21 protein-coding genes are annotated in these 16,746 nt (G+C 57.1%); 12 read left to right on the top strand and 9 right to left on the bottom strand.

Annotation, left to right across the window (positions count from 1 at the left end; genetic code table 11):
* Positions 1-43: 43 nt before the first annotated feature.
* From bssS to mdtH, 6 genes are all read right to left on the bottom strand, one after another.
* Positions 44-298 (bottom strand): biofilm formation regulator BssS, encoded by a 255-nt coding sequence (gene bssS / locus DW56_RS19125; RefSeq protein WP_034882020.1) that lies wholly within the window; start codon positions 296-298, stop codon positions 44-46.
* 301 nt (positions 299-599) lie between these two features.
* Positions 600-845, bottom strand: a complete 246-nt coding sequence (gene dinI / locus DW56_RS19120; RefSeq protein ID WP_024552534.1) for a DNA damage-inducible protein I — start codon at positions 843-845, stop codon at positions 600-602.
* Between the two features lie 81 nt (positions 846-926).
* Positions 927-1,979 (bottom strand): dihydroorotase, encoded by a 1,053-nt coding sequence (gene pyrC, locus DW56_RS19115; protein WP_024552533.1) that lies wholly within the window; start codon positions 1,977-1,979, stop codon positions 927-929.
* Between the two features lie 123 nt (positions 1,980-2,102).
* Complete coding sequence (locus DW56_RS19110; RefSeq protein ID WP_024552532.1) at positions 2,103-2,663, bottom strand: lipoprotein; 561 nt, start codon at positions 2,661-2,663, stop codon at positions 2,103-2,105.
* Positions 2,664-2,789: 126 nt separating this feature from the next.
* The gene (gene grxB / locus DW56_RS19105; RefSeq protein ID WP_024552531.1) at positions 2,790-3,437 is read right to left on the bottom strand and encodes a glutaredoxin 2; all 648 of its coding nucleotides are present in this window, start codon (positions 3,435-3,437) and stop codon (positions 2,790-2,792) included.
* 62 nt (positions 3,438-3,499) lie between these two features.
* The gene (gene mdtH / locus DW56_RS19100; protein WP_024552530.1) at positions 3,500-4,708 is read right to left on the bottom strand and encodes a multidrug efflux MFS transporter MdtH; all 1,209 of its coding nucleotides are present in this window, start codon (positions 4,706-4,708) and stop codon (positions 3,500-3,502) included.
* Between the two features lie 265 nt (positions 4,709-4,973).
* On the opposite strand from mdtH, the gene rimJ reads away from it, so the two are divergent.
* From rimJ to murJ, 4 genes are all read left to right on the top strand, one after another.
* A complete protein-coding gene (gene rimJ / locus DW56_RS19095) occupies positions 4,974-5,558 on the top strand; it encodes a ribosomal protein S5-alanine N-acetyltransferase (RefSeq protein ID WP_024552529.1) in 585 nt (194 codons plus the stop codon).
* Positions 5,559-5,567: 9 nt separating this feature from the next.
* Complete coding sequence (locus DW56_RS19090) at positions 5,568-6,215, top strand: YceH family protein (protein ID WP_024552528.1); 648 nt, start codon at positions 5,568-5,570, stop codon at positions 6,213-6,215.
* Position 6,216: 1 nt separating this feature from the next.
* Positions 6,217-7,140, top strand: coding sequence for a Gfo/Idh/MocA family protein (locus tag DW56_RS19085; protein ID WP_024552527.1), 924 nt, complete (start codon positions 6,217-6,219; stop codon positions 7,138-7,140).
* Between the two features lie 113 nt (positions 7,141-7,253).
* Complete coding sequence (murJ, locus tag DW56_RS19080; RefSeq protein WP_024552526.1) at positions 7,254-8,789, top strand: murein biosynthesis integral membrane protein MurJ; 1,536 nt, start codon at positions 7,254-7,256, stop codon at positions 8,787-8,789.
* A gap of 85 nt (positions 8,790-8,874) precedes the next feature.
* On the opposite strand, the gene flgN is transcribed toward murJ, so the two are convergent.
* From flgN to flgA, 3 genes are all read right to left on the bottom strand, one after another.
* The gene (gene flgN / locus DW56_RS19075; RefSeq protein WP_024552525.1) at positions 8,875-9,294 is read right to left on the bottom strand and encodes a flagella biosynthesis chaperone FlgN; all 420 of its coding nucleotides are present in this window, start codon (positions 9,292-9,294) and stop codon (positions 8,875-8,877) included.
* 4 nt (positions 9,295-9,298) lie between these two features.
* Entirely contained in the window at positions 9,299-9,595 is a 297-nt protein-coding gene (gene flgM / locus DW56_RS19070) for a flagellar biosynthesis anti-sigma factor FlgM (protein ID WP_024552524.1), read from the bottom strand.
* 92 nt (positions 9,596-9,687) lie between these two features.
* Positions 9,688-10,344, bottom strand: coding sequence for a flagellar basal body P-ring formation chaperone FlgA (gene flgA, locus DW56_RS19065; RefSeq protein WP_024552523.1), 657 nt, complete (start codon positions 10,342-10,344; stop codon positions 9,688-9,690).
* A 153-nt stretch (positions 10,345-10,497) separates the two neighbouring features.
* On the opposite strand from flgA, the gene flgB reads away from it, so the two are divergent.
* The 8 genes from flgB to DW56_RS19025 are packed head-to-tail and all read left to right on the top strand — an operon-like array spanning position 10,498 to position 16,742.
* Positions 10,498-10,914: a flagellar basal body rod protein FlgB gene (flgB, locus tag DW56_RS19060; RefSeq protein ID WP_024552522.1), complete on the top strand. Its 417-nt coding sequence runs from the start codon at positions 10,498-10,500 to the stop codon at positions 10,912-10,914.
* Between the two features lie 3 nt (positions 10,915-10,917).
* A complete protein-coding gene (gene flgC / locus DW56_RS19055) occupies positions 10,918-11,322 on the top strand; it encodes a flagellar basal body rod protein FlgC (RefSeq protein ID WP_024552521.1) in 405 nt (134 codons plus the stop codon).
* 11 nt (positions 11,323-11,333) lie between these two features.
* Entirely contained in the window at positions 11,334-12,020 is a 687-nt protein-coding gene (gene flgD / locus DW56_RS19050; protein WP_024562064.1) for a flagellar hook assembly protein FlgD, read from the top strand.
* A gap of 24 nt (positions 12,021-12,044) precedes the next feature.
* A complete protein-coding gene (gene flgE, locus DW56_RS19045) occupies positions 12,045-13,304 on the top strand; it encodes a flagellar hook protein FlgE (protein WP_024551713.1) in 1,260 nt (419 codons plus the stop codon).
* Between the two features lie 20 nt (positions 13,305-13,324).
* Positions 13,325-14,080 carry a flagellar basal body rod protein FlgF gene (locus DW56_RS19040; RefSeq protein WP_024551714.1) on the top strand — a complete coding sequence of 252 codons (756 nt, stop codon included), beginning with the start codon at positions 13,325-13,327 and terminating at the stop codon, positions 14,078-14,080.
* A gap of 16 nt (positions 14,081-14,096) precedes the next feature.
* Complete coding sequence (gene flgG, locus DW56_RS19035) at positions 14,097-14,879, top strand: flagellar basal-body rod protein FlgG (protein ID WP_024551715.1); 783 nt, start codon at positions 14,097-14,099, stop codon at positions 14,877-14,879.
* A 55-nt stretch (positions 14,880-14,934) separates the two neighbouring features.
* A complete protein-coding gene (flgH, locus tag DW56_RS19030) occupies positions 14,935-15,633 on the top strand; it encodes a flagellar basal body L-ring protein FlgH (protein WP_081711349.1) in 699 nt (232 codons plus the stop codon).
* 11 nt (positions 15,634-15,644) lie between these two features.
* Positions 15,645-16,742: a flagellar basal body P-ring protein FlgI gene (locus DW56_RS19025; RefSeq protein ID WP_024551717.1), complete on the top strand. Its 1,098-nt coding sequence runs from the start codon at positions 15,645-15,647 to the stop codon at positions 16,740-16,742.
* Positions 16,743-16,746 lie beyond the last annotated feature (4 nt).

The following is a 16,746-nucleotide window of genomic DNA, read 5'->3' as shown; positions in this document are numbered from 1 at the left end:
GGCGCTCCGAAGAGCGCCTGCTTGTTATAAGGGAAGCATCAGACTAATGCTTGCGATAATCGTTTTCCTGGTACTCGCTGGATTCAATTTTTGCAATACCAGCTTCTAAAATGGAAATAAATTGTCGGGCTACATCTGTAGTAAGCCATAAAGTCTGGCCTATTTCCGTCTCTTCATGGTCAGACGGATTGGACGTTAAGTAATGTAGCCTTAGCATCATCGCGTCGTAACTGTCTACGGTGCTGATATCCCATCCAACAAGGGGATGTGTCTGAATTACTTCATTAATTTTTTCCATTATAACCCCCTTAGTACGTGTTTAAAGACAACGGCTGATGAGGTTTCAATGCGTGTTTTTACTGAAGCTGTATAAGTATATCAATGAATAAGCTAAAAAGTGACGGAAATAAATACCCTGCAACACATTTTTTGAAACATCTGATTTATTTGAACAATAAATCAGCAAATTATTCAATGATAAGCGCGGAGGAAAGGAATCAATAAGGATATGCTGAAAAGACGATATTAATAATAGCAGAAAATAAAAAAACCGGGCGGCGAAGCCCGGAAACGACACCATAAGAGAAATTTTAGTTAAATCAGGGTTCGCTAAACCAGTCTTCCGCGCTTTCCCAGGTTTCCTGAAGAATTTCGCTTACGCGATCTTTCGCTTCTTTGCCTGCCCCCAGTACCGAAAGGTTATTGGTTGCGGCATAGCGCACCTGAACGCGGTTAGGAAACTCGGGAAACTGTTGTTCCAGACGACGGGTAAGCTCGCTGGCCAGCGCGTCAATAGCGCCGGGCGGCAGCGTTGTGGTTCTGGCGATAGTGACTTCAACGCGCATAAAAACCCCCTGTTAACGATACTGTATATTTATACAGGCTCACATGATGCTTTGCAACAGGGGGCGAGAGAAATGCGGAAATTAGCGAGCGCGTTTTACCGACCAGCTGACTTTTTCGCCCGCCAGGAACGGCACGATCGTGTCGTCGCTGAGCGCGATGCTTTGCGCTATTTCAGTTTCCTCGCGCACCAGTTCGATGGTGTCTTCGTTGACGGGCAGACCGTAGAAACGGGGCCCGTTAAGCGAACAAAACGCTTCAAAGTGCGCCAGCGCATTCATTTCTTCAAACACCGTCGCGTAAGCGCCCAGCGCCGAGGGCGCGTTAAAGCAGCCGGCGCAGCCGCAACTCGCTTCTTTACGATGGCGGGCGTGCGGCGCGGAGTCCGTACCGAGAAAAACGCGTTCAAAGCCGCTCGCCACAAGCTCGCGCAACGCCTGCTGATGGACGCTGCGTTTCAGGATGGGCAGGCAATAAAGATGAGGACGCACGCCGCCGACCAGCATATGGTTGCGGTTGAACATCAGGTGTTGCGGCGTAATAGTGGCGGCAAGAAGCTCGTTGCCTTCGCGAACATATTGCGCGGCGTCTTTTGTCGTAATGTGTTCAAACACCACTTTTAACCCGGGCAGGCGACGACGCAGCGGCTCCATAACGGTTTCAATGAACCGCGCTTCGCGATCAAAAATGTCGATATCCGCGTGGGTCACTTCGCCGTGAACAAGCAGGGGCATGCCGAGGCTTTCCATACGCTCAAGCACCGGCATAATCGCGTCAATGCTGGTCACGCCATGGCTGGAATTGGTGGTGGCGTTTGCAGGGTAGAGCTTGGCGGCAGTAAACACCCCTTGCTGAAAACCGCGCGCCAGCTCGTCGGCGTCCAGCGTGTCGGTCAGGTAACAGGTCATCAGCGGCTCGAAAGAATGGCCTGCGGGCACGGCATCAAGAATGCGCTGGCGGTAAGCGACAGCCGCTTCCACCGTTGTCACAGGCGGAGCCAGGTTAGGCATGACGATGGCGCGTGCGTAAGTTTCGCTGGTATAAGGCAGCACCGTTTGCAGCATCTCGCCATCGCGCAGATGGAGATGCCAGTCGTCAGGACGGCGGATAGTTAACACCTGGGGTTGTTCAGTCATGAAATGCTCCGGCTGGAAGGACAATAATGGCTGGATTTGCGCCGGGCACTAAGGATAAGCGTAAACGTTTTCGTTTGCATCCTTTTCATGCGTTATGCCGGGGAGGCTTCCCCGGCTTCAGGGTTAGTCAACGAAAGGGATCACAATTTCGCCAGGCTTCACTTCCAGACCTTTGGCATATTTTTTCGCCAGTTTTTCACCTTCGCTGCCATCTTCGCTCAGCACATAAGCGGGTCTTTGATTGAAATAACTGCGCAATGACTGATTCAGATACGGCGTAAGGGTTTCCAGCAGCGCCTGCATTTTTTGCGGCTCGACGGTTGCGTTTACCACTTCCATTTCCTGCAAATAGACCGCGCCTTTTTCTTTATTAAAAACCGGCAGCGCTTTAAGCGTGAGCTTCATGGTCGCCTTTTGGTTGCCAAAAAGGGAAGTCATGTCCAGATTCGCATCGCCAGTTAGCGTGACTTTGTTCGGCTCCTCCCGGCCAATTTTGCTGGCCAGATTGCTCAGCACAATATGCGCGTCGGCCACGCCCGGCACGCCGATATCACGCGAGAAATTATTGCGCTTTTGCAGTGCCTGATTAATTTCCTGTTCACTGATTGTGTACTGGGTAAGCTGGTTGCATCCGGCCAGCAGGCCGCTGATAACCAGTCCGGCGGCAATAATAAAGCTCTTCATCTTATTCCTCGACATGGGCACGAAATCCGTATCAAACGATCCTGACATAAAGCAGCATGTCGCGCCAGAATAAGAACCACCAGCGGAAAAGGCTGAAAAAGCCGGTGGCGACCACCGGCATAAGGATTAAATGGAGATTGAGGAGAGAAGATTGACCTGCGTTTGTTTGGCCATGTTATCGCGATAATCCGCGACCCGGCTGGGATACTCGACCCCCGCCACCAGCGTCAGGTTGCGCAGCAGCGGGAAGAGATGAATATCATCTTCCGAAAGTTCGCCGTTAACGGCGTTAGGCTGTTTGATGAGCTTATCGAGATCGCGAAGATCGTCATTGATGTTCTTGATAAGCCCTGCGGAGTGCGATAGATGTTCGTCGAAGGGGCCAATCGCCGCCTCTTTCTTTTTCACAAAGTAAGCCCGCGCTTGCGGGGTGGCGAACTCATCAAAAGGCGCTTTGGCAATGCGCGGCAAGAGCAGGCGGTTAACATAGCCATTTACCTTGCGCAGCCAGGTTTCAATGGCCGGATTGCGTTTACCGGTCAGCAGCGGTTGACCATCAAGCTTATCGATGTAATAAACAATATCGAGGCTTTCCGGCAGATAACGGCTGTCATCTTTTTGCAGGATCGGCGCCATCTTCTGGCCGATCATCCGGGTCGGGGTTTCTTCATCGTCGTTGAGCAGTACGTTCAGTTCAACCGGGATGTTCTTAAGCCCAAATATCATGCGCGCCTTCACGCAAAACGGGCAGTGATCGTAAATATAGAGCTTCACGTTTCTCCTCCTGTTATGGCGTCCGTGCCTTCAGTATGGAAGAGAAGCCAGGGTGGGGCAAATCAGCCGCCCGGCTCGAGCATGGTGGGTTCAAGACGTTTCTGGCTGAACTGCCACCACAGGGCAAAAAAGGTCATGACGCCAATAACGCCGAGCATCGCCCATGGCAGCTCCGGTTGCTGCAAGGTTTTGCCTGCGTCAAACAGCCAGCCGCCGCCGGCGTAACCGAGGGCGCCGCCAAAGGCAAGACCGAGACGGCTAAAGCCCATATAGCTGCCGCGAGCGCGGGCGTCGGCAAGCGAGGCGCCGAGCGTTTCACGCGCCGGCTCCGCAATAATCGACCCGATATAAAACAGGCAAATGAGGATAAACAGCTGGTGCAGGTTGCCTGCCAGGCCGACTGGCAGCAGGCTCAGGGTCATCAGCAGCAGGCCCGCCATCAGGCGGTGCTCAAGACGAAACCGCTTTTCACTCCAGCGGGCGATAGGGTAAAGCAGGCTGAGCGAAAGGGTCGCTTCAATGGCATACATCCATTTCACCGCAGCAGGCGTACCGGCAATATCATTCACCATAATTGGCAGCATCAGCATGACTTGTACCGCCAGCATGTAATAGCCGGTAAGGGTCAGCACATAGGTGACAAATCGTTTATCGCGCACAACCCGGCTCATGCCTTCGCGCATCGGCGTGCGGATGGTGGAAAGCTTCCAGTCGGGCAGCAGCCAGGCGTTAAAGCCTGCACAAATCACAAACAGCAGCGCGCCGGCGCCGCAGACGAGGCGAAAATCATATTGCAGCAGCCAGCTGCCGAGCAGGGCGCCGATCACCGCCCCCGCGCTGTCCTGCATCATCAGCAGGGAGAAAAAACGCCCGCGCTGATGCGGGCGTACCAGCTTGACTACCAGCGCCGAACGCGGGGGGTCGAACAGCGTGCCGCCAAGGCCAGAAAGCAGGCAGGAAAGCCAGAGCATCCAGGGTTCCTGGGCGACCGCCATCGTGGCGAAACCTGCCGCGCGCATCAGCATGCCGGTCACAATCATCGGCCTTGCGCCAAGACGGTCGGCAATCGCGCCGCCAAAAATGCCCAGCCCTTGCTGGATAAACTGACGCAGGCCAAGCGCAATGCCCACCATCAGCGCAGCCCAGCCAAGCTGGTCGACAAAGCGAATCGAGATCAGGGGAAAGACGACGAAAAAGCCCAGTACCACGAGCATATTGTCTATTAACAGGAAATATTTACCCAGGCTCCTTGCCTGCGACACGCTGGCCATTTCCCCTCCCGGGAAAGCGCGAAAAAGAGTGTCTATTTTGCGGGTGCGTCCGGTACTTTCCTATATTCGTAACCACAATATTTTTTTATCGATCCAGACGTTTAATTCACGGCGTTAATCGAAATAGCCTCACGCAGACAGAAAATGGTATGTTGTTGTTTTCGCTGTTTGTCTTGCACAGGTATAGTTAACTTACTGCGCGCCTTGCGGAAGGTTCGTCCGCTCGCGCCGTGTGGCTTATCGTGGACGAAGGAGTGGATGATAAATGTTTGGCTACCGCAGTAACGTGCCGAAAGTACGACTAACGACCGATCGCCTGGTGGTGCGTCTGGTGCACGACCGTGACGCCTGGCGACTGGCGGATTACTACGCCGAAAACCGCCAGTTTCTCAAGCCCTGGGAGCCGGTGCGCGACGAAAGCCATTGCTACCCCTCCGGCTGGCAGGCCCGGCTTGGCATGATCAACGAACTGCACAAGCAGGGCAGCGCTTTCTATTTCGCGCTGCTGGATCCGGACGAAAAAGCGATCCGGGGCGTGGCGAATTTTTCCAATGTGGTGCGCGGCTCGTTCCATGCCTGCTACCTCGGCTATTCGCTGGGCGAACAGTGGCAAGGGCAGGGCTTAATGTTTGAAGCGCTGACGTCCGCTATTCGTTACATGCAGCGCACGCAGCACATGCACCGCATCATGGCAAACTACATGCCGCACAATAAGCGCAGCGGCGATCTGCTTGCCCGCCTTGGTTTTGAAAAAGAGGGCTACGCCAAAGATTACCTGCTGATAGACGGCGTATGGCGCGACCATGTATTGACTGCGCTGACCGCCAGAGAATGGATCCCGGGTCGTTGAGGAGCAAAAATGAAACATCAGTTAAGCGCGCTGCAAGCCCGCGTTATCGGCAGCCTGCTGGAAAAGCAGGTCACGACGCCGGAGCAATATCCGCTGTCGGTTAACAGCGTTGTCGCCGCCTGTAATCAGAAAACCAACCGCGAGCCGGTAATGAACCTGACCGAGCGCGAGGTGCAGGAAACGCTCGATGAGCTGGTGAAGCGTCACTATCTGCGCACCGTCAGCGGCTTTGGCAACCGCGTTACCAAATATGAGCAGCGTTTTTGTAATTCAGAATTCGGCGCGCTGAAACTGTCGCCGCCGGAAGTGGCGCTTGTCGCCACGCTTTTGCTGCGCGGCCCGCAGACGCCGGGCGAGTTGCGAAGCCGGGTGGGCAGAATGTACGAGTTTGCCGATATGACCGAAGTGGAAACCACGCTGGAAGGGCTTGCGAACCGCGAAGACGGCCCGTTTGTCGCCCGTCTGCCGCGGGAGCCTGGCAAGCGCGAAAGCCGCTATATGCACCTTTTCAGCGGCGAAACCGAAACTTTACTTACCGCCGTGGAGGCAGTCAGCACGCCGGCGGATTCACTGACGCAGCGCGTCGAAGCGCTTGAAGCGGAAGTGGCGGAGCTGAAAGCGCGGCTCGATTCTCTGCTGGGCCACCTGGGAGACTGACATGAACAAACTGCGTATTGGGGTGGTAGGGCTTGGCGGCATCGCGCAAAAGGCCTGGCTGCCGGTGCTTTCTCATGCGACCGGCTGGCAGTTAGCGGGCGCGTTCTCGCCCACCAAAGCAAAAGCGTTGCCGGTATGCGAAGCTTATCGCCTGCCGTATATCGACTCTTTACAAGGACTTGCCGCCCAGTGCGACGCGGTCTTCGTGCACAGCGCCACCAGCAGCCATTATCAGGTGGTCAGCGAACTGCTGAATGCGGGCATTCACGTTTGCGTGGATAAGCCGCTTGCGGAAAATCTCGCGGATGCCGAAAAGCTGGTGGCGCTGGCCGCCCGTAAAAAGCTGACGTTAATGGTGGGCTTCAATCGTCGCTTCGCCCCGCGTTATCAGCAGCTCAAAGCATGCCTGCATGCAGCGGCTTCGCTGCGTATGGATAAGCACCGCGCCGACAGCGTTGGCCCGCACGATTTACGTTTCACGTTACTTGATGACTACCTGCATGTGGTGGATACCGCGCTCTGGCTGGCGGGGGGCGAGGGCGCTTTGCAAAGCGGTACGCTGCTTGCCAATGAACAGGGCGAAATGCTTTACGCCGAGCATCACTTCGCGCGCGAGCGTTTGCAAATCACCACCAGCATGCACCGGCGGGCGGGAAGCCAGCGCGAATGGGTGCAGGCGGTCACCGACGGCGGCCTTTATGAAGTGACCGATATGCGCGACTGGCGAGAAGAGCGCGGCGCAGGCGTAGTCGCAAGCCCGGTGCCAGGCTGGCAAAGCACGCTGGAGCAGCGCGGGTTTGTCGGCTGCGCCCGCCATTTTATCGACTGCGTAACCAATCAGACTGTTCCGGAAACCGCGGGCGACCAGGCGCTGCTGGCCCAACGCATCGTCGAGAAACTCTGGCGGGAGGCGATGAGCGAATAATTCCTCGTAACAACTGCCGGTAGTATTTCCCCGGCAGTTGAGTAGACTAAGCGCTTCGCTCAACGCCCCGACGCCTGCTTTGCAGGCGTTAGTGTTTGTGGAACACCAACTCAATGAATTTATTAAAATCGCTGGCTGCCGTCAGCTCGATGACTATGTTTTCCCGCGTGCTTGGCTTTGCGCGCGACGCCATTGTGGCGAGGGTGTTTGGCGCCGGTCTTGCGACCGACGCCTTTTTCGTCGCCTTCAAGTTGCCTAATCTGCTGCGTCGCATTTTTGCCGAAGGGGCGTTCTCACAGGCTTTCGTCCCTATTCTGGCGGAATATAAAAGCAAGCAAGGCGAAGACGCCACGCGGGTTTTCGTCGCCTATGTCAGCGGCCTGCTGACGCTGGCGCTCGCGGTAGTGACCGTCGCCGGCATGCTTGCCGCGCCGTGGGTGATTCTGGTCACGGCGCCAGGGTTTGCCGATACGGCGGATAAGTTTGCGCTGACCTCACAGCTGCTGCGCATTACCTTTCCCTATATTCTGCTGATTTCGCTGGCTTCGCTGGCGGGCGCCATCCTCAATACCTGGAACCGTTTCTCAGTACCTGCGTTCGCGCCAACGTTTCTGAATATCAGCATGATTGGCTTTGCGCTCTTCGCCGCGCCCCATTTCAACCCGCCGGTGCTGGCGCTGGCCTGGGCGGTCACGGTCGGCGGCGTGTTGCAACTGGTTTACCAACTGCCGCACCTGAAAAAAATCGGCATGCTGGTGTTGCCGCGCATTAATTTGCGCGATGCAGGCGCGCGGCGCGTGGTGCGTCAGATGGGCCCCGCTATTCTCGGCGTTTCCGTGAGCCAGATCTCGCTTATCATCAACACTATCTTTGCTTCGTTTCTGGTTTCCGGCTCGGTTTCCTGGATGTATTACGCCGACCGTCTGATGGAGTTCCCCTCGGGCGTGCTGGGCGTAGCGCTGGGCACTATCCTTTTGCCTTCTTTGTCAAAAAGCTTCGCCAACGGCAACCACGACGAATATAACCGTCTGATGGACTGGGGCCTACGGCTCTGTTTCCTGCTGGCGCTGCCAAGCGCGGTAGCGCTTGGCATTCTGGCCAAACCGCTTACCGTTTCTCTGTTTCAGTACGGCAAATTCACGATCACCGATGCCGAAATGACGCAGAAAGCGCTCATCGCCTATTCCGTGGGGCTGACAGGCTTGATTGTGGTGAAAGTGCTGGCGCCTGGCTTCTATTCTCGCCAGGACATCAGGACGCCGGTGAAAATCGCGATTGTGACGCTGATAATGACGCAGCTCATGAACCTGGCGTTTATCGGCCCGCTGAAGCATGCCGGACTGGCGCTCTCTATTGGCCTGGCGGCGTGCCTGAACGCGTCGTTGCTTTACTGGCAACTGCGCAAGCGTAAAATTTTTACGCCGCAACCGGGGTGGGGGGCGTTTCTTTTAAAGCTGGTGATTGCCGTTCTGGTGATGTCTGCCGCGTTGTTTGCCGTGATGCAGGTTATGCCCGACTGGGAGCAGGGCACGATGCCGTGGCGTCTGTTGCGCCTGATGGCCGTGGTTATCGCAGGCGCGGCGGCTTATTTCATTACCCTTGGGGCGATGGGTTTCCGGCCCCGGGATTTCGCAAGGCGTACGGCTTAACGCCGCGCGTCCACCGGCGACGATTCGTCTGTCTGCAAAACAAAAAAGGCGCCTGCGGGGCGCCTTTTTTGTTTATCTGTCTGCGTTAAATCGAAATCTTTTTCCCGCCGCGATGAGCGCTGGCGGTTTGCCCGTTGGCGCCGTACAGGCCCGGCTCCTGGTGCGGCTTTAATATTTCCAGCGCCTGGCTGTTACGCGCCAGCTGTCCTTCAAGCAACCAGCCGTTGTGCTGGTTCAGATCGCGCAGATGATGCGTTTTTTGCGTAATTGTCTGCCAGCGTTGGGCGTCGTCGTCATGAGTGGAAACGGTAGCCTGCTGCGAGCGCCGCTGCTGCTCAAGATAGTCGAGCGTGGCGAGCAGTGAGCTTTTTTCTTCTGTAATACGCTGCAACGCGCTGCCGTTAACGTGGCCCGCTGACAATTGCTGCTGTTCCGCATCCATGACCTCTTTAAGGCTGGTCAGGACGACGGTCATTTGGTCTAACACTTCCGACAGACGACTCATATAGTTACTTACTCTGCATGTAACTCCGCGCTTCCTGGATCAGCGCGTCAGCGATTTTGCCGGTGTCTATTTTCAGCTCGCCGTTACGAATAGCGGTTTTCAGCGCTTCCACGCGCTCCATGTTGATGTCGCTTGCGCCAGGCTGCATCAGCGCGGCCTGCGCATCGCTTAAGGTCACGCTGGCGCTGTTCGCGGCAGTCGCTTTTTCCGTACGGGATTTCTGTGGCGCAGCCTCGTTGGTTTCACGCGGCTGTACAGCGTTTATCGGTTTAGAAGGCGATGTGCGTTCAATGCTGCTCATGGTTTAGTCCTCACTGAGGTGGCTCGCGGCGCAGAGCCTGTCATTTAGGTGTTGCTTATTTATCGGCAATGGCCGGCGAATCTTTATGAAGATTATAGACTAATCAGAATATTCCCATCAGACCCGACCGTGCCGCTCACCACCTGCCCCGAAGCCATACGAACTCTGGCATTCTGGGCGACTGCCGCGTTGTTCAACGCCTGACCTTCACCGTTAATGCTAAAGCCTTCGCCCTGCGCGATAACCTGCACGCGCTGGCCTGCTTTCACTCGCCACGCCTGGCGCACCATAGAAAGCAACACCGGCTGGCCTGGCGCAAGGTCGCGAAGCGTAACCGCATCCTGCGCCTGATTCAACTCCAGCATCGCCCGGGGAGGGAGTTGATCAAGCCGGCCGCGTACCAAACGGACAGCGGCGCTATCGAGACGGCTGCCGCGAGCGACAGGCTGCGCGGCGACCACATACTGCCCTGTCGCCTGAACCACCACCTGCAAATAGCGCTTCTCATTGCCGCAGCGCGCCTGGACGCTGAGGTTGCCCCACAGACGCGCATTGCCAGGCAAGCTGAACTGCGGCTGCTCGCAGGCGGGCCAGAGCGAGGCCGGCGTTTTTACCGTGACGCTGACGTCATCGCTGATCCCGGCAAGCCTTGCGGCGAAGAAGGGAACCAGTTGGCTCTCGAGCGTCCCGGCAAAAAGGGGCGAGCTTAGCAGCACAAGCGCTGCGCAACAGATTTTCAGGCATTTCATTGCGCGTCTCCGTTAGCGGAATGGCGATGATTTTACCCGCACTCGTTTTCCTTCAAGGCAACAAATAGCGACGCATTTTGCGCTTATTCCGGCGATAAGGGAGCGCGCTCACCCAGTAAGCTGTGCATCATCACCATGCTATGCGGAGGAATCATGCTCGACAAACTCGACGCCGCGCTGCGCTTTCAGCAAGAAGCGCTTAATTTGCGCGCCCAGCGTCAGGAGATTCTGGCCTCCAATATCGCCAACGCCGATACCCCAGGTTATCAGGCGCGGGATATTGATTTCGCCAGTGAACTCAAAAAGGTAATGGAGCGGGGCCGCACGGAAGGAAGTTCCATTGCACTGTCGATGACCTCCGCCCGTCATATCCCTGCCCAGAACAACACCGCGCCGAATGTTGATTTGCTCTATCGAATCCCCGATCAGCCCGCAATGGACGGCAACACCGTGGATATGGATCGCGAGCGTACGCAATTCGCGGATAACAGCCTGAAATACCAGTCCGATCTTCAGGTTCTTGGCGGACAAATTAAAAGCATGATGTCTGTGCTGCAATCAGAAGGATAACGGATGGCGCTGCTGAATATTTTTGATATCGCCGGTTCCGCAATGACCGCGCAGTCTAAACGGTTGAACGTGGCGGCAAGCAACCTCGCTAACGCCGACAGCGTGACCGGGCCGGACGGCCAGCCTTACCGCGCGAAACAGGTTGTGTTCCAGGTGGACGCCCAGCCAGGCACGCCCACGGGCGGCGTTAAAGTGACGAACGTCGTGGAAAGCCAGGCGCCGGATAAGCTCGTCTATGAGCCGGGCAACCCGCTTGCCGATGCGAAAGGCTATGTACGTATGCCGAACGTCGATGTCGTGGGCGAGATGGTTAACACCATGTCTGCCTCCCGCAGTTATCAGGCTAACGTGGAAGTGCTCAACGCCACCAAATCCCTGATGATGAAAACGCTTACCCTCGGTCAATAAAGGAGAAGGGAATGTCGATTTCTGTTAACGTCAATGACCCGACGAATAGCGGCGTTACTGGCGCCAGCAGTGCCAGTTCCGGCAGCGTTACCAGCGCCAGCAGCTCCTCTGACCTGCAAAGCAGCTTCCTGACGCTGCTGGTTGCGCAGTTGAAAAACCAGGATCCTACCAACCCGCTGCAAAACAACGAGCTGACCACCCAGCTTGCGCAAATCAGCACCGTTAGCGGCATTGAAAAACTCAATACTACCCTCGGCGCCGTTTCCGGGCAGCTCAATAACAACCAGTCTTTGCAGGCAAGCACCCTGATTGGCCATGGCGTTATGGTGCCAGGCACGACGGTACTCGTGGGTAAAGAAACCAGTACGCCGTTTGGCGTGGAACTGACCCAGGGCGCTGACAAAGTGACCGCCACGATCACCGATCAGAGCGGCAAAGTCGTGCGCACTATCGACCTCGGCGCGCTGAGCGCAGGCGTTCACACCTTTAGCTGGGACGCCAAACAAGCCGACGGCACCAGCGCGCCGGACAGCGCTTACAACGTCTCTATTTCCGCCAGCAGCAACGGCACCCAGCTGGTCGCCCAGCCGCTCAACTTCGCGCTTGTTAACGGCGTGACCAAGAGCGCAAACGGCAGCCTGCTGGATTTAGGAACTTACGGCACCACCACCCTCGACGAAGTCAGACAAATTATCTGATTCAACCTTTATCAGGAGTAAGACATGGCGTTTTCTCAAGCGGTCAGCGGCCTGAATGCCGCGGCCACCAACCTGGACGTAATTGGCAACAACATTGCCAACTCCGCGACCTACGGTTTTAAATCGGGTTCTGTCTCCTTCGCCGACATGTTCGCAGGCTCAAAAGCGGGCCTCGGCGTGAAAGTGGCGGGCATTACCCAGGATTTCAGCGACGGCACCACCACCAACACCGGCCGTGGTCTGGATGTGGCGATTAGTCAGAACGGTTTCTTCCGTCTGGTAGACAGCAACGGCTCCGTTTATTACAGCCGCAACGGCCAGTTCAAGCTGGACCAGAACCGCAACCTGGTCAACATGCAGGGCCTGCAACTGACCGGCTACCCGGCCACCGGCACGCCGCCGACCATTCAGCAGGGCGCAAACCCGGTAGGGCTGACGATCCCTAACACCCTGATGGCGGCGAAAACCACCACCACAGCGGAAATGGTGGTTAACCTGAACTCCACCGACAAACTGCCGACCAAAACCCCGTTCGATCCGACAGACTCCGATACCTATAACAAGAAAGGTTCCGTCACCGTATTCGACAGCCAGGGTAACGCCCATGACATGAACGTCTTTTACGTGAAAACCGACGCCAACACCTGGGCGGTTTATACGCAAGACTCCAGCGTCAATACCCCGTGGGTCGCCAACACGCCGGCAAATACCTACATGAAGTTCGATGAAAACGGCACCCTGACCGGCCTTGCCGCAACCGCTGCCGATGCAGCCGCCGGCACCGTAACCAACCCGCCGACGTTCAACGTGACGACGGGCGGCATCAACGGCGCTACGCCTGCGGTCTTCGCACTGAACTTCCTTGGCTCCATGCAGCAGAACACCGGCTCTAATAACATCGTTTCCACCACCCAGAACGGCTATAAGCCGGGCGACCTGGTGAGCTATCAGATCAACGATGACGGCACCGTAGTTGGTACCTACTCCAACGAACAGCAGCAGCTGCTGGGCCAGATTGTGCTGGCGAACTTCGCTAACCCGGAAGGGCTGACTTCTCAGGGCGATAACGTCTGGGCGACCTCTAATGCGTCCGGCGTGGCGCTGCTTGGCACCGCCGGCACCGGCAACTTCGGCACCCTGACCAACGGCGCGCTGGAAGCTTCCAACGTCGATCTGAGTAAAGAACTGGTCAACATGATTGTCGCGCAGCGTAACTATCAGTCTAACGCGCAGACTATCAAGACCCAGGACCAGATCCTTAACACGCTGGTTAACCTGCGCTAAGCGGCTGAAGGAAGGGCTTAATGGATCACGCAATCTATACCGCCATGGGCGCGGCAAGCCAGACGCTGAACCAGCAGGCGGTGACGGCGAGCAACCTCGCCAACGCCTCCACGCCAGGTTTTCGCGCTCAGCTAAACGCGCTGCGCGCCGTGCCGGTGGAAGGGCTTTCGCTCAACACCCGCACGCTGGTCACCGCCTCGACCCCAGGCGCGAACATGAGCCAGGGCGAGTTCAACTACACCTCCCGTCCGCTGGATGTGGCGGTGCAGCAGGATGGCTGGCTGGCGGTGCAGGCTGCCGACGGCGCTGAAGCGTATACCCGCAACGGCAACATCCAGGTGGGGCCGACCGGCCAGTTGACCATTCAGGGCAACCCGGTGATGGGCGAGGGCGGTCCGATTGTCGTGCCGGAAGGCTCGCAAATCACTATCGCGGCGGATGGCACCATTTCCGCGCTTAACCCTGGCGACCCGCCAAATACCGTGGCGCCGGTTGGCCGGCTGAAGCTGGTAAAAGCGGAACCGCGCGACGTGGTGCGCGGCGATGACGGCCTGTTTCGCGTAAGCCCGCAGGCGCAGGCTGAGCGCGGCGCGGCGCTACAGGCCGACGCGACGGTTCGCGTGATGCCGGGCGTGCTGGAAGGCAGCAACGTCAAGCCGGTTGAAGCGATGACCGACATGATAGCCAACGCCCGCCGCTTTGAGATGCAGATGAAAGTCATCTCCAGCGTCAATGATAACGAACAGCGCGCTAATCAGCTGCTGTCATTAAGTTAAGTAACAGGACGCCACTATGATCAGTTCATTATGGATCGCCAAAACCGGTCTGGACGCCCAGCAAACCAATATGGACGTTATCGCCAACAACCTGGCGAACGTCAGCACCAATGGTTTTAAGCGCCAGCGCGCGGTATTTGAAGATTTGCTCTACCAGACGATTCGCCAGCCAGGCGCGCAGTCTTCCGAGCAAACCACGCTGCCTTCAGGCTTGCAGATCGGCACCGGCGTACGCCCGGTCGCTACCGAGCGTCTGCACAGCCAGGGCAACCTTTCCCAGACCAATAACAGCAAAGATGTGGCTATCAAAGGTCAGGGCTTTTTCCAGGTGCTGCTGCCGGACGGCTCTTCGGCTTATACCCGCGACGGTTCTTTCCAGGTAGACCAGAACGGCCAGTTGGTTACCGCAGGCGGCTTTCAGGTACAGCCTGCGATTACCATTCCGGCTAACACCCTGAGCATTACCATTGGTCGCGACGGCGTGGTGAGCGCAACCCAGCAGGGCCAGGCTAACCCGGTGCAGGTAGGGCAGCTCAACCTGACCACCTTCATGAACGACAGCGGTCTGGAAAGCGTGGGTGAAAACCTTTACATCGAAACTCAGGCTTCCGGCGCGCCGAATGAAAGCACGCCGGGCCTGAATGGCGCGGGTCTGCTTTATCAGGGTTATGTTGAAACCTCTAACGTTAACGTGGCGGAAGAGCTGGTAAACATGATTCAGGTGCAGCGCGCCTATGAGATCAACAGTAAAGCGGTCTCCACGACCGACCAGATGCTGCAAAAACTGACGCAACTCTAAGGTCCCTTCGGCGCGGCGTAAGCTGCGCCGGATACCCGAACTCAAGATGAAAGCCATGCAAAAAACCGGTGCGCCACTTTACCCTTATGCGATTGCGCTCGCGCTGACCCTTTCCGGCTGCGCCTGGGTGCCTTCCACCCCGCTGGTTCAGGGGGCTACCACCGCGCAGCCCGCGCCTTCGCCCGCGCCGGTGGTTAACGGGTCAATATTTCAGTCCGTTCAGCCTATTAACTACGGCTACCAGCCGCTGTTTGAGGACCGTCGTCCGCGCAATATCGGCGACACGCTCACCATCCAGCTACAGGAAAACGTCAGCGCGAGCAAAAGCTCTTCAGCGAACGCCAGCCGCGACGGCAAGACCAGCTTTGGCTTAGACACCGTGCCTCGTTATTTGCAAGGGTTGTTCGGCAACGCCCGGGCGGATGTGGACTCCTCCGGCTCCAACGCGTTTAACGGCAAAGGCGGCGCTAACGCCAGCAACACCTTCAGCGGCACGCTGACGGTGACCGTCGACCAGGTGCTTGCCAACGGCAACCTGCACGTGGTGGGCGAAAAACAGATAGCCATCAACCAGGGCACAGAATTTATCCGCTTCTCCGGTGTGGTCAACCCCCGCACCATTAGCGGCAGCAATACCGTACCGTCCACCCAGGTGGCGGACGCCAGAATCGAATATGTCGGCAACGGCTATATCAACGAAGCGCAGAATATGGGCTGGCTACAGCGCTTCTTCCTCAACTTATCGCCGATGTAACGAGGTGAGCAATGTTTAAATCCCTTTTCGGGGTCATGCTTCTGCTGGTCGCAACCTTTGCGCAGGCAGACCGCATTCGCGACCTGACAAGCGTACAGGGCGTACGTGAAAACTCCCTGATCGGCTACGGGCTGGTGGTCGGCCTGGATGGCACGGGCGACCAGACGACACAAACGCCTTTTACCACCCAAAGCTTAAACAACATGCTTTCGCAGCTTGGCATTACCGTGCCCGCGGGCACCAATATGCAGCTGAAAAACGTGGCGGCGGTAATGGTAACCGCGAGCTTCCCGGCCTTTGCCCGCCAGGGACAAACCATCGACGTGGTGGTCTCTTCAATGGGTAACGCGAAGAGCCTGCGTGGCGGTACGCTGTTAATGACCCCGCTGAAAGGGGTCGATAACCAGGTTTACGCGCTGGCGCAGGGCAACATTTTAATCGGCGGGGCGAGCGCTTCCGCAGGCGGCAGCAGCGTGCAGGTCAACCAGGTCAACGGCGGGCGCATCACCAACGGCGCCATCATTGAGCGCGAGTTGCCAAGCCAGTTCGGCAACGGCAATACCATTAATCTTCAACTGAACAATGAAGATTTCACGATGGCGCAGCAGATCTCCGACACTATCAACCGCGCCCGCGGCTACGGCAGCGCCACGGCGCTGGATGCCCGCACCGTACAAATTCGCGTGCCGACAGGCGGCAGCTCGCAGGTGCGCATGCTGGCGGATATCCAGAATCTGGAGGTCAACGTAGGGGCGCAGGATGCGAAAGTCATCATCAACTCCCGCACCGGTTCGGTAGTGATGAACCGCGAAGTGATGCTTGATTCTTGCGCCGTGGCGCAGGGCAACCTCTCCGTCACTGTGAACCGCCAGGCGAATGTCAGCCAGCCGGATACGCCGTTTGGCGGCGGGCAGACCGTTGTTACGCCGCAGACGCAAATTGATATGCGCCAGAGCGGCGGCTCGTTGCAGACGGTGCGTGAAAGCGCAAGCCTGAACAACGTGGTGCGGGCGCTGAACGCGCTGGGCGCGACGCCTATCGACCTGATGTCGATTTTGCAGTCGATGCAAAGCGCAGGTTGCCTGCGCGCGAAACTGGAAATTATCTAACCGG

Origin of the sequence: Franconibacter helveticus LMG 23732 (assembly GCF_000463115.2) — a bacterium.
In the GTDB taxonomy this organism is placed as follows: Bacteria; Pseudomonadota; Gammaproteobacteria; order Enterobacterales; family Enterobacteriaceae; genus Franconibacter; species Franconibacter helveticus.
The sequence above is the reverse complement of the archived record's forward strand: the minus strand, read 5'-3'. Positions and strand labels throughout refer to the sequence as shown.

Bases quoted from the DNA above. Each gene is read 5' to 3' on its own strand.
- flgN (WP_024552525.1), bottom strand. From the start codon at position 9,294: ATGAGTCGTCTGTCGGAAGTGTTAGACCAAATGACCGTCGTCCTGACC.
- flgH (WP_081711349.1), top strand. From the start codon at position 14,935: ATGCAAAAAACCGGTGCGCCACTTTACCCTTATGCGATTGCGCTCGCG.
- DW56_RS19040 (WP_024551714.1), top strand. From the start codon at position 13,325: ATGGATCACGCAATCTATACCGCCATGGGCGCGGCAAGCCAGACGCTG.
- flgM (WP_024552524.1), bottom strand. From the start codon at position 9,595: ATGAGCAGCATTGAACGCACATCGCCTTCTAAACCGATAAACGCTGTA.
- flgE (WP_024551713.1), top strand. From the start codon at position 12,045: ATGGCGTTTTCTCAAGCGGTCAGCGGCCTGAATGCCGCGGCCACCAAC.
- DW56_RS19085 (WP_024552527.1), top strand. From the start codon at position 6,217: ATGAACAAACTGCGTATTGGGGTGGTAGGGCTTGGCGGCATCGCGCAA.
- flgD (WP_024562064.1), top strand. From the start codon at position 11,334: ATGTCGATTTCTGTTAACGTCAATGACCCGACGAATAGCGGCGTTACT.
- pyrC (WP_024552533.1), bottom strand. From the start codon at position 1,979: ATGACTGAACAACCCCAGGTGTTAACTATCCGCCGTCCTGACGACTGG.
- flgC (WP_024552521.1), top strand. From the start codon at position 10,918: ATGGCGCTGCTGAATATTTTTGATATCGCCGGTTCCGCAATGACCGCG.
- flgB (WP_024552522.1), top strand. From the start codon at position 10,498: ATGCTCGACAAACTCGACGCCGCGCTGCGCTTTCAGCAAGAAGCGCTT.
- murJ (WP_024552526.1), top strand. From the start codon at position 7,254: ATGAATTTATTAAAATCGCTGGCTGCCGTCAGCTCGATGACTATGTTT.
- mdtH (WP_024552530.1), bottom strand. From the start codon at position 4,708: ATGGCCAGCGTGTCGCAGGCAAGGAGCCTGGGTAAATATTTCCTGTTA.
- rimJ (WP_024552529.1), top strand. From the start codon at position 4,974: ATGTTTGGCTACCGCAGTAACGTGCCGAAAGTACGACTAACGACCGAT.
- flgG (WP_024551715.1), top strand. From the start codon at position 14,097: ATGATCAGTTCATTATGGATCGCCAAAACCGGTCTGGACGCCCAGCAA.
- bssS (WP_034882020.1), bottom strand. From the start codon at position 298: ATGGAAAAAATTAATGAAGTAATTCAGACACATCCCCTTGTTGGATGG.
- DW56_RS19110 (WP_024552532.1), bottom strand. From the start codon at position 2,663: ATGAAGAGCTTTATTATTGCCGCCGGACTGGTTATCAGCGGCCTGCTG.
- dinI (WP_024552534.1), bottom strand. From the start codon at position 845: ATGCGCGTTGAAGTCACTATCGCCAGAACCACAACGCTGCCGCCCGGC.
- DW56_RS19090 (WP_024552528.1), top strand. From the start codon at position 5,568: ATGAAACATCAGTTAAGCGCGCTGCAAGCCCGCGTTATCGGCAGCCTG.
- DW56_RS19025 (WP_024551717.1), top strand. From the start codon at position 15,645: ATGTTTAAATCCCTTTTCGGGGTCATGCTTCTGCTGGTCGCAACCTTT.
- flgA (WP_024552523.1), bottom strand. From the start codon at position 10,344: ATGAAATGCCTGAAAATCTGTTGCGCAGCGCTTGTGCTGCTAAGCTCG.